At 60.4% G+C, this 13,933-nt stretch carries 13 protein-coding genes and 1 tRNA gene; 7 read left to right on the top strand and 7 right to left on the bottom strand.

Annotation, left to right across the window (positions count from 1 at the left end; all coding sequences use genetic code 11):
- Window positions 1-31 precede the first annotated feature (31 nt).
- The gene (locus tag DLM45_RS08840; protein ID WP_181336774.1) at window positions 32-253 is read left to right on the top strand and encodes a DUF1674 domain-containing protein; all 222 of its coding nucleotides are present in this window, start codon (window positions 32-34) and stop codon (window positions 251-253) included.
- An 89-nt stretch (window positions 254-342) separates the two neighbouring features.
- On the opposite strand, the gene acs is transcribed toward DLM45_RS08840, so the two are convergent.
- The 5 genes from acs to tsaD all read right to left on the bottom strand — a co-directional run bounded on the left by acs (window position 343) and on the right by tsaD (window position 5,888).
- Entirely contained in the window at window positions 343-2,289 is a 1,947-nt protein-coding gene (gene acs, locus DLM45_RS08835) for an acetate--CoA ligase (RefSeq protein ID WP_181336773.1), read from the bottom strand.
- Window positions 2,290-2,404: 115 nt separating this feature from the next.
- The gene (locus tag DLM45_RS08830) at window positions 2,405-3,130 is read right to left on the bottom strand and encodes a class I SAM-dependent methyltransferase (protein ID WP_181336772.1); all 726 of its coding nucleotides are present in this window, start codon (window positions 3,128-3,130) and stop codon (window positions 2,405-2,407) included.
- Window positions 3,076-3,513, bottom strand: coding sequence for an EVE domain-containing protein (locus DLM45_RS08825; protein ID WP_181336771.1), 438 nt, complete (start codon window positions 3,511-3,513; stop codon window positions 3,076-3,078). The genes DLM45_RS08830 and DLM45_RS08825 overlap by 55 nt, the downstream gene beginning before the upstream one ends.
- 215 nt (window positions 3,514-3,728) lie before the next feature.
- A complete protein-coding gene (locus DLM45_RS08820; protein ID WP_181336770.1) occupies window positions 3,729-4,724 on the bottom strand; it encodes an NAD(P)H-dependent glycerol-3-phosphate dehydrogenase in 996 nt (331 codons plus the stop codon).
- 60 nt (window positions 4,725-4,784) lie between these two features.
- Window positions 4,785-5,888, bottom strand: coding sequence for a tRNA (adenosine(37)-N6)-threonylcarbamoyltransferase complex transferase subunit TsaD (gene tsaD / locus DLM45_RS08815; RefSeq protein WP_181336769.1), 1,104 nt, complete (start codon window positions 5,886-5,888; stop codon window positions 4,785-4,787).
- Window positions 5,889-6,001: 113 nt separating this feature from the next.
- On the opposite strand from tsaD, the gene hemC reads away from it, so the two are divergent.
- From hemC to DLM45_RS08790, 5 genes are all read left to right on the top strand, one after another.
- Window positions 6,002-6,934, top strand: coding sequence for a hydroxymethylbilane synthase (hemC, locus tag DLM45_RS08810; protein WP_181336768.1), 933 nt, complete (start codon window positions 6,002-6,004; stop codon window positions 6,932-6,934).
- The gene (locus DLM45_RS08805) at window positions 6,934-7,674 is read left to right on the top strand and encodes a uroporphyrinogen-III synthase (RefSeq protein WP_181336767.1); all 741 of its coding nucleotides are present in this window, start codon (window positions 6,934-6,936) and stop codon (window positions 7,672-7,674) included. Before hemC ends, DLM45_RS08805 begins: the two co-directional genes overlap by 1 nt.
- Window positions 7,675-7,799: 125 nt before the next feature.
- Window positions 7,800-9,458, top strand: coding sequence for a COG4223 family protein (locus DLM45_RS08800; RefSeq protein ID WP_181336766.1), 1,659 nt, complete (start codon window positions 7,800-7,802; stop codon window positions 9,456-9,458).
- A gap of 21 nt (window positions 9,459-9,479) precedes the next feature.
- Window positions 9,480-11,159, top strand: coding sequence for a heme biosynthesis protein HemY (locus tag DLM45_RS08795; RefSeq protein WP_181336765.1), 1,680 nt, complete (start codon window positions 9,480-9,482; stop codon window positions 11,157-11,159).
- A gap of 152 nt (window positions 11,160-11,311) precedes the next feature.
- Window positions 11,312-11,387 (top strand) — tRNA-Thr (locus tag DLM45_RS08790).
- A 304-nt stretch (window positions 11,388-11,691) separates the two neighbouring features.
- Here the strand turns inward: DLM45_RS08790 and DLM45_RS08785 are convergent.
- On the bottom strand, window positions 11,692-11,973 hold the full coding sequence (locus tag DLM45_RS08785; RefSeq protein ID WP_181336764.1) for a hypothetical protein: 282 nt from the start codon (window positions 11,971-11,973) through the stop codon (window positions 11,692-11,694).
- A 248-nt stretch (window positions 11,974-12,221) separates the two neighbouring features.
- On the bottom strand, window positions 12,222-12,599 hold the full coding sequence (locus tag DLM45_RS08780) for a response regulator (RefSeq protein ID WP_181336763.1): 378 nt from the start codon (window positions 12,597-12,599) through the stop codon (window positions 12,222-12,224).
- 322 nt (window positions 12,600-12,921) lie between these two features.
- Here DLM45_RS08780 and DLM45_RS08775 point away from each other — a divergent pair, with 322 nt between their 5' ends.
- On the top strand, window positions 12,922-13,926 hold the full coding sequence (locus DLM45_RS08775) for an HWE histidine kinase domain-containing protein (RefSeq protein ID WP_181336762.1): 1,005 nt from the start codon (window positions 12,922-12,924) through the stop codon (window positions 13,924-13,926).
- Window positions 13,927-13,933 lie beyond the last annotated feature (7 nt).

Below are 13,933 nucleotides of genomic sequence, written 5' to 3'. Positions count from 1 at the left end.
AGCGCGGCAAGCGGGTTCGGAAGAAGTGGAAATGACCGCAGATCACGAAGACCCGGTGGATGCCCAGCGCGAGGAAGACGCGCCAAGAACGCTGACGCCACAAGCCAAACGTGCGTTGGCCGAAGCGGAAGAGCGCCGCCGTCAGCAAGCCGCTCAGAGCACCAAGCCATCACCTGAGATCGGCGGCCGGAATGGTCCCGAACCCACGCGCTTCGGCGACTGGGAAAAAGGCGGCATCGCCTCCGACTTTTAGTTGATCAACCGGATCGACGACGCTCTACATGCGCGGCGCATTTGATTGCGCACGCGCACCACGGAGCCGAGATCGGCACGCATCACCAATCAGGTGGCGCGCCGGTTCTGCCGCTTGTCGATCAGGTCATTGACGACCGTTGGATCGGCGAGCGTCGACGTATCGCCAAGATTGCTGAAGTCGTCTTCCGCGATCTTGCGCAAAATCCGCCGCATGATTTTACCCGAACGGGTCTTCGGCAGCCCCGGCGAAAACTGAATAAGGTCGGGCGATGCAATCGGACCAATCTCGCGCCGCACGTGCGCCACGAGATCTTTCTTCAGCACGTCGTCACCGTTCTCGCCGGAATTCAGCGTGACGTAGCAGTAGATGCCCTGCCCCTTGAGATCGTGCGGATACCCGACGACGGCAGCTTCCGAAACCTTCGGATGCGAAACCAGCGCGCTCTCGACTTCCGCCGTTCCCATGCGATGACCGGAAACGTTGATCACGTCATCGACGCGCCCGGTGATCCAGTAATAACCGTCTTTATCGCGGCGGCATCCGTCACCCGAGAAATACATTCCCGGATAAGCAGAGAAGTACGCCTGCACGTAACGTTCATGATCGCGATAGACGGTGCGGAACTGACCCGGCCAGCTATCGAGGATGACCAAGTTCCCCTGCGCTTCGCCTTCCAGAATCTGTCCTTTGTCATCCACCAGCGCCGGTTGAACGCCAAAGAACGGTTTGGTTCCGGAACCCGGCTTCAAGTCGATCGCACCCGGCAACGGCGTAATCAGAATGCCGCCCGTTTCGGTCTGCCACCAAGTATCGACGATGGGGCACCGAGCCTCACCGACAACGTTGTGATACCACTCCCATGCTTCCGGATTGATCGGCTCACCAACCGACCCGAGAAGCTTCAGCGACGAACGGCTCGTGCGCGTCACGAACTCGTCTCCCGCGCCCATCAGCGAGCGGATGGCCGTCGGTGCCGTATAGAAAATCGAGACCTTCCACTTGTCGATCACGTCCCAGAAACGTGACGCGGACGGATACGTCGGAATGCCTTCAAACATCAGCGTCGTCGCGCCGTTCGCCAGCGGCCCATAGACGATGTAGCTGTGGCCGGTCACCCAACCGACGTCGGCCGTGCACCAATAGATGTCGCCGTCGTGATAGTCGAAGACGTAGTGATGCGTCATGGAAGCATACAGAAGATAGCCGCCCGTCGTGTGCAGCACGCCCTTCGGCTTCCCGGTTGAGCCTGACGTGTAGAGGATGAACAACGGATCCTCCGCCGACATCTCTTCAGGCGGACACTCTGCCGGAACCGTTGCGATTTCGTCGTGCATCCACATGTCCCGGCCTTCGGTCCAGGCCACCGGATTACCTGTGCGTTTGACGACCAGAACCTTCTCGCCGCCCGCCGTTCGCGACAGCGCAGTATCAACGTTCTTCTTCAGCGGAACCGGCTTGCCGCCGCGCAAACCTTCATCCGCGGTGATGATGAATTTCGACTCCGCGTCGTCGATGCGGTTCTGCAAGCTATCTGGCGAGAAGCCGCCAAAAACGATCGAGTGAACGGCGCCGATCCGCGCGCACGCCAACATGGAATAGGCGGCTTCAGGAATCATCGGCAGGTAGATCGTAACGCGATCGCCCTTCTTCACACCGTGCTTCTTCAGAACGTTCGCGAGCTTCTGCACGCGCTCCGAAAGCTGTTGGTATGTAATCGTCTCGCTCGTTCCGGGATCATCGCCTTCCCAGATGATCGCGACCTGATCTCCGCGCGTCGCCAAATGCCGATCGATGCAATTCGCCGAAACGTTCAGCGTGCCATCTTCGAACCAACGGATGTCAACGTTTTTCGGATCAAAGCTCGTATTCTTCGCGCGCGTGTAGGGCTTGATCCAATCGAGCCGTTTTCCAGCCTCAGACCAGAACGCTTCCGGGTCGGAAACCGAGCGCTCGTACATTTCGCGATAGCCGTCAGCGTCAACGTATGCCCGCTTCGCCCATTCGCTGGGAACGGGATAAACTTTTTCCGACATTGAGTTTCCTCCGGGGTGGCCGTCTTCGGCGGCCTATCGGCTTTTATTATGCGGCGGCCTTGGGAACTCGACAACATGCTCGAAGGTAGAAACGTAATTTTGTTGCGACCGACCGTCAGGCCCGCCAGACGGACGACCGCTTGATCTCAGAATCCTCCAGTTCGCGGGTAACCGGCACCTGGTATTCAGCCAGAAGTTCAAAGCGGTTTCTCGGAAAATAGCTTCTTTGGGGATCGCCGATCAGAACCGCGGCGCCTCCTTCTTTCATCCGCTCGATAAAGGCGATCACCCGGTCCGCGAGCTGACGTTCATAGAAAAGATCGCCGATAATGACGACGCGTTCGGTCAGGTCTTCGGTCTCTAAAAGATCTTGCGCCGTCGGCGTTACGGCAACGCCATTGGCGTCCGCGTTTAGCTTAATGGCCACCTGCGCGAGCCGGTCAATGTCCGCCGCGAGCACTCCGAGCGCTCCGCACTTTGCAGCGGCAATGGCAGATAGTCCCGATCCCGACCCCAGATCGATTACGTTCTGCCCGGAACACATTTTGGGATTGTCGAGAATATACCGGGCTAGCGCCTGCCCGCCCGCCCAAGCAAACGCCCAAAACGGCGGCGGAACGTTCATCTCGCCAAGTTCTTCTTCAGACTTCTGCCAGATCGGCACCGATTCCGTTGCAAGATGCAGAACGATCTCGGGAACCAGCGGGGGCGCGATCAGAGCGGTGTTCTCTTTGATGAAACGAACCGCTGACTCATGACTATCCGGATCGAGGGGAACGCCTGCGCTCAACTCGCTAGCTTTCGAACGTCGAGCCCGCCCATCCGGCAGACCTCTTTCCATTCGGCAGCCGTCACAGGTTGCACAGACAGACGAGAATTGTTGACGAGCACCATATCGGCAAGCTTCGCGTTGCCTTTGATATCGTCGAGCGACACGGGTTCAGGCACCGGCGTGACGGCCTGAACATCCACGCATTCCCACTTGCCGCTTTCGTCACCCACCTCGGGATGCGCCAGCGCGATGATCCGCAGCACACCGACGACGTTTTTGCCGATGTTCGAGTGATAGAAAAATCCGAGATCGCCAACCTTCATCGCACGCATGTTGTTGCGCGCTTGATAGTTGCGGACACCGTCCCACGACTCTCCTTTTTTTCCGCGCGAGACGAGTTCGTCCCAGGAGAATGCGTCGGGTTCGGATTTCAATAACCAGTAAGCGGGCATCGGCTCATCGTCTCGATTGCTAATCCTCGACGCGTAGCCCGGATCTTCAGAGTGCTCAAGCCAACAAAACAAAAACCCCGCGCCGGGGGACGCGGGGTTTTAGACGCGAAACAAAATGCGGGCGCGCTGTTGAGCGAGGAGCAGAAGCCTGTCGCTTCATGTCGCCGGCAGAGCCTGTGTTCTCGCAGGCCTACATTGAGAATTGGTAAAGGCCGTCAATCTTCTTCTTTCAGCGGACGTTGCATCAGATCGGCAATCGCGTCATCGACGCTGATCCGCCCCTCAATGATGCTGTGAACCGCTTCCGCTATCGGCATTTCAACGTGCTTTTCGCGCGCAAGGCGAACAAGCGCCGCCGAGGTGTACACGCCTTCCGTCACCGCCGATCGGGCGCCAAGAATGTCTTGCAACGCCCGTCCCTCGCCGAGCGCCCGCCCAAGCGACATATTGCGCGACTGCGTACTGCCGCATGTGAGGATGAGATCGCCGAGCCCGGAAAGCCCAAGCAGCGTTTCCGATCGCGCACCCATCGCTTCGCCAAAACGGCGAAGCTCAGCGAATCCACGCGTAACGATCGCCGCGTGCGCGCTTGTGCCAAGACCCCGACCCTCAACAATTCCAGCCGCGATCGCGAGGACGTTCTTGACCGCCCCGCCCAGCTCCGCGCCGAGCACGTCACTCGACCAGTAAAGCCGCATTTGTCGCGACGACAACGCCGCCGCCAGCGCTCGACCCAACGTCTCATTGCGGCACGCAAACGTCAGTGCCGAAGGAAGCCCCCGCGCCACATCGGCTGCGAAGCTTGGGCCCGTCAGAATAGCGAGCTGAGCGCGGGGCGCGGCTTCGGCGACAACCTCACCCATAAGCTTTCCGCTCTCGCGCTCGATGCCTTTTGCGCAAACGATGACGGGAACACCGTCCGCGAGATGGCGCGCCATCGTGGCCATGACCACGCGCATGTGCTGAGCCGGAACGACGGCAAGAATCGCATTTGCTGCGGCCGCTTCTTTCAGATCCGCCGTCGCCCTGATCCGGTGGTCCAGATCTACGCCGGGCAAATACACGCGATTGACGTGGCGCTTGTTGATGTCCTCGACGATCTCGGGTTCACGCGCCCAAAGCACGACGGAATTGCCGCCGAGAGCAAGCGCCTGCGCCAGCGCAGTTCCCCACGCACCGCCGCCGATGACACTGATCGAATTGAGTTGCAAAGGCTTCCCCGCTTAAATTTTTGCCGGACCCTAGCACGTGCCTGTGTCGTCCGCTTGCATTCAAGCTTTGACGCCGGCACCTCGAGCTTTCACGGCATCCGGATCGAGCGGCCAGCGCGGCTTAACGGGCGCATCGAGGCCGTCGATCAGCCCGAGCGCCAGCCGTTCCGCGCCAGCCCAGGCAACCATAGCGCCATTGTCGGTGCATAGCCCCAGCGGCGGCGCATGGAAGGAGAAGCCGTGCTCCGCGGCAACAGCCGTCAGCGCCGTTCGCAGCGCGGCATTTGCCGCCACCCCGCCCGCGACGACGAAAGCTCGTCCAGAGGCACCGGACAGGAGCGGCCCGGCCGTTTCCATCGCCAGACGAACGCGATCCCGGACACTGTCCGAAACCGCAGCCTGAAAGCTCGCGCACAAATCATCGACATCGCTCGATGAGAGCGGAGCGGCCCCGGCGGCGGCATGTCGCACCGCCGTCTTCAGTCCTGCGAACGAGAAGTTGGGATCCGCGCGTCCCTTCATCGGTCGAGGCAGCGTGAACCGGCTCGCATTACCCCGCAACGCGGCCTGCTCCACGGCTGGACCGCCCGGCATCGGCAGCCCGAGGAGCTTCGCCGTCTTATCGTAGGCTTCACCCAGCGCGTCGTCGATCGTAGTCGCGAGCCTCTGGTAACGGCCGACACCTTCAACCAGAAGAAGTTGCGTATGTCCGCCGGATACGAGCAGCATCAAATAAGGCGGGCGGATGCCGTCGGTCAGACCAGCCGTCAGCGCATGCGCCTCGAGATGGTTGATCGCGAGAAACGGCTTGTCCATCGCAAGCGCCAACGCTTTTCCGGTCGTCGCGCCAACGATCAGTCCACCGATGAGTCCCGGCCCCGCCGACGCTGCAATACCCGACAAGTCCGCAAGAGTTACGTTCGCTTCGACAAGCGCCGTACGCACGATATGGTCGAGCGCCTCGGTATGCGCGCGTGCCGCGATTTCAGGAACAACACCGCCGTAGAGCGCATGCTTGTCGAATTGCGAAAGCACAACGTTGGAAAGAATTCGCCCCGCGCCTGATGCGTCACGGGTAACCACGGCCGCAGCCGTTTCGTCGCAGCTCGTTTCGATCCCGAGAACGATCTGTGAGCCGGATTGAGTTTGTACGCGCGACGTCATCGTCTCATTCGATCTTGCCGGAGGAGGTTGGAATCGACGCGCCTTTAGAGCATTAATGGCGCCGAACAAGGCCCGTGGGCTGATGGCCCCGCCTAGCATCCGGAGAAACCTCTTTGCAAGCGACGCGCATTCGCATCGGAACACGCGGCTCGGCTTTGGCGCTCGCACAGGCACACGAAGTGCGCGACCGGCTGAAGCAGATCCACGGCCTGACCGATGACGCCGTTACGGTCACGATTTTCAAAACGACGGGCGATCGCGTGCTGGACCGGCCCCTTTCGGAGATCGGCGGCAAGGGCTTATTCACCAAAGAACTCGAAGACGCGCTCTACGCGAATGAGATCGACCTTGCCGTCCACTCGATGAAGGACATGCAGACCGAACTGCCGGACGGTCTTGCAGTCGGCGCCGTGCTTCCCCGCGAAGACCCGCGCGATGCCTTCATATCTTTGACCTACACCGATCTCGCTGCCTTGCCTGCTGGAACCGTCGTCGGAACCTCGTCGCTTCGCCGCAAATCGCAACTCTTGAACATGCGCCCCGATCTTCGCGTCATCGATTTTCGCGGCAACGTCGAAACGCGCCTGCGGAAACTGAAAGAGGGCGTTGCCGACGCAACGTTCCTCGCGGTTGCCGGATTGAAGCGCTTGGGGCTCACGGAACGCATCACTGGCGCGCTGCCATTCGAGACGATGCTGCCTGCAGCAGCTCAAGGCGCGATTGCTCTTGAGATCCGCGCTGCCGATGACGCCACTCGCGTCGCCGTCGCTCCCTTGAACGATCCCGAAACCGCGGACGCCGTCACGGCCGAACGCGCTTTTCTTGCGCGCCTGGAAGGTTCCTGCCGCACGCCGATTGCCGCTCACGCAACGATTGAAGGCGATCGCCTGTCGTTCCGCGGTCTCCTGCTCTCGCTGGATGGACAGAAGCGCTATAGCGCCGAGCATACGGGCGCCCGGGCGGACGCAAAGGCCATCGGCCACGCAGCAGCCGACGATATTCTGAAACATGCCGACGCTAGCGTTCTTTCCACATCGAGCACCTGATGCACGTACTCATTACGCGGCCGAAAGAGGACGGCGAAACACTTGCCACCCGCCTCGAAAAGCTTGGCTTCCGTACAAGCCTTGAACCGCTCGTCACCATCACGTGCGAACCAATCCCGGCCTCAGCGATCGAAGACGCAGTCGGATTGATCGTCACGAGCCGCAACGGCCTACGTGCGATCTCCACGTCACCCGCGCTCAGCCTGGCGACGTCGCTGCCGATCTTCGTTACAGGACCCGGCACTGCAGCCCTGGCGCGCAAATTCGGCTTTAAGGACATTCTGGAAGGCGCCGGAACAGGGGCCGACCTCGTGCCGATGATCTCCGCCAAATCCAGGTCCATGCCCGGGCCGTTCGTTCATCTTTCGGGCGACGTGGTTGCATACGACCTCGCCGGCGCGCTCGCCCGCAAAAATGTTAACGTCCGCCGCACGATTGTCTACCGAACCGCCGTCGCGACGGAACTCTCGGAAAAAACACAAGCGGCGCTGTCTGGCGGCGAACTCGATACCGTCGTCCTGATGTCGCCGCGAACCGCCGCGACCTGGGCCGGTCTCGCCGCACCGCACGCGACGCCGTCCGTTCTCGGAGGGCTAACGCACGCCTGCCTGTCAGATGCCGTCGCCGACACGCTACGCGGGAAACTCTCTGAACCAAAAATTGCAATCGCCGACCGCCCAAATCTCGATGCGATGGTTGTCCTGCTGAAACGTCTCGCGGACCGTCCGGAAGCGGGGTAAGAAGAGCTGAGCGGCCGGTAGCCCCCCTTCCGGCAGCAGCCTCATAGCCAAATCAAAAATTGGCCCGGATTTAACCCGGATTGGCTGACATACGCGTTTTTTTGTAGACGGAGGCGTGCCAACCTATGGCGGACGACAAAGTGAAAGCAGGCAAGGGAACACCTCCTGGCGCGGCCGGAAATCGCCCTCATGCAACGCTTGACCTCAAGGCAACCGAAATCAAGGTGACGCCCGTCACCGCCAGCCCGCAGCCGTCTTCGGCGCGCCCAGCGCCCAGCGCCGCTGAAACACCGCGCCCGCTTCCCGCTTCATTCTACGCAACGGCGCCCAAAACCGAACCGGCCGCGAAGGTCGAAAGCCGCCCGCGCGTAGACGCCGGAACCGCCGCCAAAGAAAAAACGACGTCTGCAGCGCAACCATCTGCGCCCGCCTCAGCCAAGACCTCCAAAGAGGATGCTGCGCCGACAATCCCAGCGCGGCGCGGCGGTGGCATCTTCAGTCATCTCGCCGCTGGCGCACTCGGGGGCCTCGTCGCGTTTCTCGGCATGCAGTGGGCGCTGCCGGAACTTGGACTGGACGGCTCGCTTTCAACCCGCTTCGACAATGACACCGCGGCGATCTCCGAACGTATTGCCGGGCTTGAGAAGCGCGTTGCGCACAACACGGCCGCCCCGGATTTAGGCGGCATCGAACAGCGCATCACAACGCTTGAACACACCGCTCAATCGATCCCGGCTTTGACCGAAAGCCAAAACCGGTTAGTCGCAGACACCAAAGCAGCCCTCGCGGCAGCAGCGTCTGACGCCGGTTCTCCTCAACTCATTGAACGGCTCGGCAAAGTCGAAGACCGTCTGAAGGCGTTAGCCGACATCGGCGCCAATAGTCCGTCTGCCGGCCCTGTCGAACAGTTCGCGGCGTTGAGCGCCAAGATCAGGGAACTCGAGACGAACGTCGCGCAGGCCTCACCCGCAGCAAATGACAGCGTTCTGAAAGACATCGAAGCCCGCCTCGCGACGGCAACAGCCGCTGGTGAAGCGGCTAAGTCCGGCGTCGATCGCATCGCGGGCGACATCAAGGCTGCACAATCGGAAACCACCCAGTTGCAGGCCGCCATCGAGGGCTTGAAAGCATCGTCCGCCAAGCCCGCCGACATCAACGCGGCCGTCACACCACTATCCACCCGGATCGCCTCGATTGAGAAAAATCTGCAGGCAATCGAGCAATCGGAAACCGCTCGGCAGGCGTCTGCCGAACACGTTCTCCTTTCGCTCGAACTGCAAAATCTGAAACGCGCCATCGAACGCGGCGGCTCTTACACTGCCGAGCTAAACGCCGTGAAAAAAATTGCGGGCACCGGCATCGATCTAGCTCCGCTCGCCAAGCTCGAAGCAACGGGGGTCCCCTCACAGTCCGACCTCGCGAAAGAATTCCGCACAGCCGCAGCAAACGCCATCGACGCAAACAACGCGCCTGAAGCCGCAACTGTCGTCGGTCGTCTCTGGTCGGAAGCAAAGTCCGTCGTCCGCGTTCGCCGCATCGATCACAACCCTGACGACAAGAGCACCGAAGCAACCGTTGGACGAATGCAGGTTGCCCTCAACGAGGGACGCCTGCAGGACGTGCTCGAAGCCGCAAAGGATCTGCCGCCCTCGGCCGCGGACGCTGCCGCTCCCTTCCTCGAAAAAGTGGCCGCACGCGTCAGCATCGATGACGCGATCGCCCAGCTTGAATCACGTCTGAAAGCCTCCGTCGCCGAAACGGCCCCCGTTCGTTCGCAGCATTAGTCCAGTCGAAGGGTTTGCGTCATGGTACGCCTCCTTGCCTACTTCATCTCCATCGCTTTGATCGCCGCGGGCCTGTCATGGATCGCAGACCGCCCGGGATCACTCCACATCGTCTGGCAGGGCTATGACATCGAAACGTCGGTGTTCCGCGCCGTCGTTCTGCTGGCCGCCGCCATCGCGTTCATCGTGTTTCTTTGGTCGATGGCGCGAGCGCTCTGGAAAACGCCCGCCATCATCGGCAACCGCATTGTCCGCCGACGGCAGACGCGCGGTCTCGACGCCGTATCGGGCGGCCTGATCGCAATTGGCGCTGGCGACAGCACGTTGGCGTCGCGCTACGCGGTGCAAGCGCGCAAATCGCTGCCGCATCAGCCATTGACTCATTTGCTGCGCGCGCAATCGGCCGAACTCTCGGGCGATCGCGCAACCGCGCGGCGAATCTACGAGGCGATGCTAGCTTCGCCAGAGACCGAACAACTCGGCCTGCGCGGACTGTTCCTTGAAGCGGAGCGCGAAGGCGCCAACGAAGCCGCCCGGCAGTTTGCCACGCGCGCCTTGAAGGCCAACCCCAAGCTCGGATGGTCGTCGACGGCGCTCTTCGAACAGCAGTGCAAACAGAAAGACTGGGCGGGCGCGCTTTCGACGCTCGAACACGCACGCAAATATGCGCACATCACAAAGGCGGATGCCGATCGCAAACGTGCCGTTCTACTTGCCGCCCAGGCAATCGATATTGAAGACGACAATGCGGACAAGGCCCTGGCGCTGGCACTCGAATCACATGGCCTGGCGCCGGATCTCGTGCCACCGGCAGTCCTCGCCGGACGCATCCTCGCGTCGCGCGGCAACACCGGAAAAGCCGCCAAGGTCTTGCAGAAGACCTGGACGAAGTCGCCCCATCCTGACCTCGCAGCCACATACGCCTACGCTCGCATCGGCGACAGCACGCGCGATCGCCTCGACCGTGTCGTGCAACTCGCAGCGCTCAACCCGCACTCAATCGAAAGCCCGATCGCCGTCGCAACGACCGCAACGGAGGCGCGCCTCTTCGCAGAAGCCCGCCGCGCGCTCGAACCCCTTCTGACCGAACGCCTTACCCAACGCGTTGCCATTCTGATGGCGCGCATTGAAGCCGGCGAAAACGGCGAGCATGGCCGCGTTCGCGAATGGCTGGCCCGGGCGATGAACGCAGCACGCGATCCAGCGTGGATTGCCGATGGCGTGACCTCCGATCATTGGAAGCCGATCTCGCCGGTCACAGGCAAGCTCGACGCATTTCTGTGGCGCGTTCCTATTGAGGCGCGCGACGCCAGCCAGAATGAAATTCTCGCTCGCCGTCTCGATGAACTGATCGCACTTGAAGCGCCACCGCAGGCTGCCCCCGCGGCCAGCGTCACGACCGGACCGAAGCACGTCGATAAGGATGACGTCGTCGACGCGGAAACGGTCACTGTAACGGTGCGGCCAGCCCCTGCGGCAGCAGCCGAGCCTCATACAAAGGACGAGCCTGCTCCAGCAGCCCCCGCCAAGGAACCGACAAGTGCGCCAGCCGCTGCAGCACCGGAAGCCACGCCCATTCGCATCCAGAAGGGCGATAAGGACTCCGCGACGCAGAGACGCGCACCGGACGATCCTGGCACCGAGCCGGAAGTCGAGCTCGAACAGCCGGTTGCACGCCGCAGCTACCGCGTTGTGAACTGAGTTGTACCGGGGTGTATCCGCTCATCAGGAGCGCTTTCACCCCGGTGTTGCGCGCCACGCGGCGACAATGAACAAACGTCGTCGCAGGCGCTTGCAATTCCAGACGCGGGAGGGTATCCCTCGCGCCTCTCCCAGGGCGATGCCCAGAGATCGCCGCTTTAGCTCAGCCGGTAGAGCACGTCATTCGTAATGACGGGGTCGCGTGTTCGAGTCACGCAAGCGGCACCATTCCATAAAACAAGATGAAACCGGCAAGTTAGCCGGGGTGCGTTCGGCGCAAATCCAAAATCCCGTCGATCACGCAATGTCAGAACCTAAAGACGTCGTGCGCGTCACCGCGCGTCTCACAGGCGACGCCCTCGCCCGTAGCTCACGACGCTGCTTTCCCGCTGCTCAAACGAGCGATGCTTGAAATTAAAAGCGATAGGTGTTGGGCACAACATCATCGGCGCAGGACTGCAGAAACGAAGCAGTCCCGCACTTCTCTTCCATGAAGAGACTCAAATACGCCGCCAGGAAACGTATATCGGCGCTAATCGCAAACTCTAATACGAGGCCGCCGCCAGACGCCCTCATAGTCGTCCCAATACGGACGTCCCCGCTCCCAATGGCAGTAGCGATCGTAATAGCGCGGACCATCGTAATAATAGGCGGGTGGCGGTGGCCCGTAATACGGTCGGGCCGAACCGATCAACGCCCCGGTAGCCAGACCACCGAAAACACCCGCCGCAAAATCTCCGCCGCCAGCGTTGGCGGGGACGGCCGTGGCAGCGATTATTCCCGCCGTGAGCATCCCATAAAATATCCGGTTCATGCTGATACCCCTGAAGCATGTTCGAACAAGCAGTGTCGCTGATATTTCCTGAACAGCCGCTGAATCGCGCAAAAACATGTCGGCTACGAACGTGCGCGGCTCCAGTTGGCCCTTGCGTAAACTCGCAAATCAATCGGGCCTAACCGTGACAAGGAAAACGAGGCCGAAGTGAAAGGGCGTTGCAGATGTCGCGCGCACTGCTTCGAATGCAGGCTCCCCTATCCGACGCGATCAAGGCGCATCGACACCTATGATCCAAGCTGGTGTTCGATGCGTGACAGCAGCGACTTCAATGCGCTCCTATCCAACGGTTTGGGTAACATCCCTACACCGCTCGGAACACCCTGCATTTTTGAAAATGGTATAGCCGAGCTGATGACAATGATTGTCGGCGGCCAACGACCGCGGACGTAATTCGCGAGCGCTAGCCCGTCCATGGAGCCCGGCATCTGGATGTCGGTGAAAACAACGCGGATGTCTCTGTCGCGTTCAAGAACCGAAATTGCTTCTGCCGCGGAGCCTGCCTCCACGGTTGAAAAGCCCGCGTCCTCCAGAGCAGCGACCAAATCCCAGCGAATGAGAAACTCATCCTCGACGACCAAAACTTTCGCTTTCGAAACGGCCATCGGAACTTTCTATTGTTCAGCTCCAAAGCTCTAACCGATAAGCCCGAAATTGGTTGCGGGCTCCAAGCGAAATAGATCGGTCGAAGCGCGGTAGTAACCATAGGCTTACAGGCAGCTTTGGCGAACGCGACCGCGCTTCCCGGATACCCCGCGATACGACCCACCGACGCGGCCATGCATCGATTAGAGCAGCTTGTGCGTATAATATTTTGGGCGTTCGTTCGACTGTGGTCCGCCCGCGACGTCCCCGTATGCATTTCCTGCGGCGGACCAAAGGCATATTGTTGTTTTGGGAAATGTGGAGGGGTCGCGGAGCTGGCACATGAACTTGGAAGATTTTTACCGCGTTATTCGAAATGGCCATGTTCGAGCGCAGGGTATCGTCGACACCGTGCCCGATCCGTTGCTTGTCCTAGATAAGAATCTGACGGTGGAGGCGGCCAATCGCGCGTTCCATGAAACGTTCAACGTCATCCAAGACGAGACGATTGGGAAGCATCTCTACGAGCTTGGAAATGGGCAGTGGGATATTCCGGAACTGCGTCGGCTATTAGAAGACGTTATTCCCAAAAGCACGGCAATCATTGACTACGAAGTTACACATGATTTCCCGCACATTGGGATGCGGACGATGCTTCTGACTGCACACAAGTTGCACCATCCCGATAACACCAGCCGGTCACTTCTGCTCTCAATGGTCGACGCCACCGAGCGACGGCACCAAGAGGCGGGAAAGGACCTGCTCCTAAGCGAACTCCAGCATCGAATAAAAAACCTACTCGCATTGGTGCACGCAATGGCGCGCCAAACCTCCGTAGAAGAACGATCGGCCCGCGAATATCGCGATGCGTTCCTTGGCAGGTTCGACGCACTCGTACGTGCACACGAATTTACATTTCACGAAAACAAGAACACTTCGCTTCACGAGATAATTCATAAGACACTTGAGCCATATATAACGGCGTCTTCGGCAATTTTGATTGAATCAAGCTCACCTGCAGTTCTTCAGCGTGAGCAACTTCAACCCCTGAGCTTGATCCTCCACGAGCTCGCGACCAATGCCGTCAAGTACGGCGCGTTATCTGTGCCCCAAGGACAGATCAGGGTCCGCTGGGCGCCCGACACTGTCGATGATGGACGACTGCGACTGGAATGGAATGAAATTGGTGGCCCGCCCGCCTCCCCACCCACGTCCACTGGATTTGGGACGCGGCTTATAGGGGTTGCTGCGGCTGAATTGGGCGGGCAACCAGAACTCGACTATGGGCCGAACGGGTTGAGAGCAGAGATCATGCTCGACTTACGGCCATCGTCTGAAGGACAATGAACAGCAA

Source organism: Hyphomicrobium methylovorum, assembly GCF_013626205.1.
Taxonomy (GTDB): Bacteria; Pseudomonadota; Alphaproteobacteria; order Rhizobiales; family Hyphomicrobiaceae; genus Hyphomicrobium_B; species Hyphomicrobium_B methylovorum.
The sequence above is the reverse complement of the archived record's forward strand: the minus strand, read 5'-3'. Positions and strand labels throughout refer to the sequence as shown.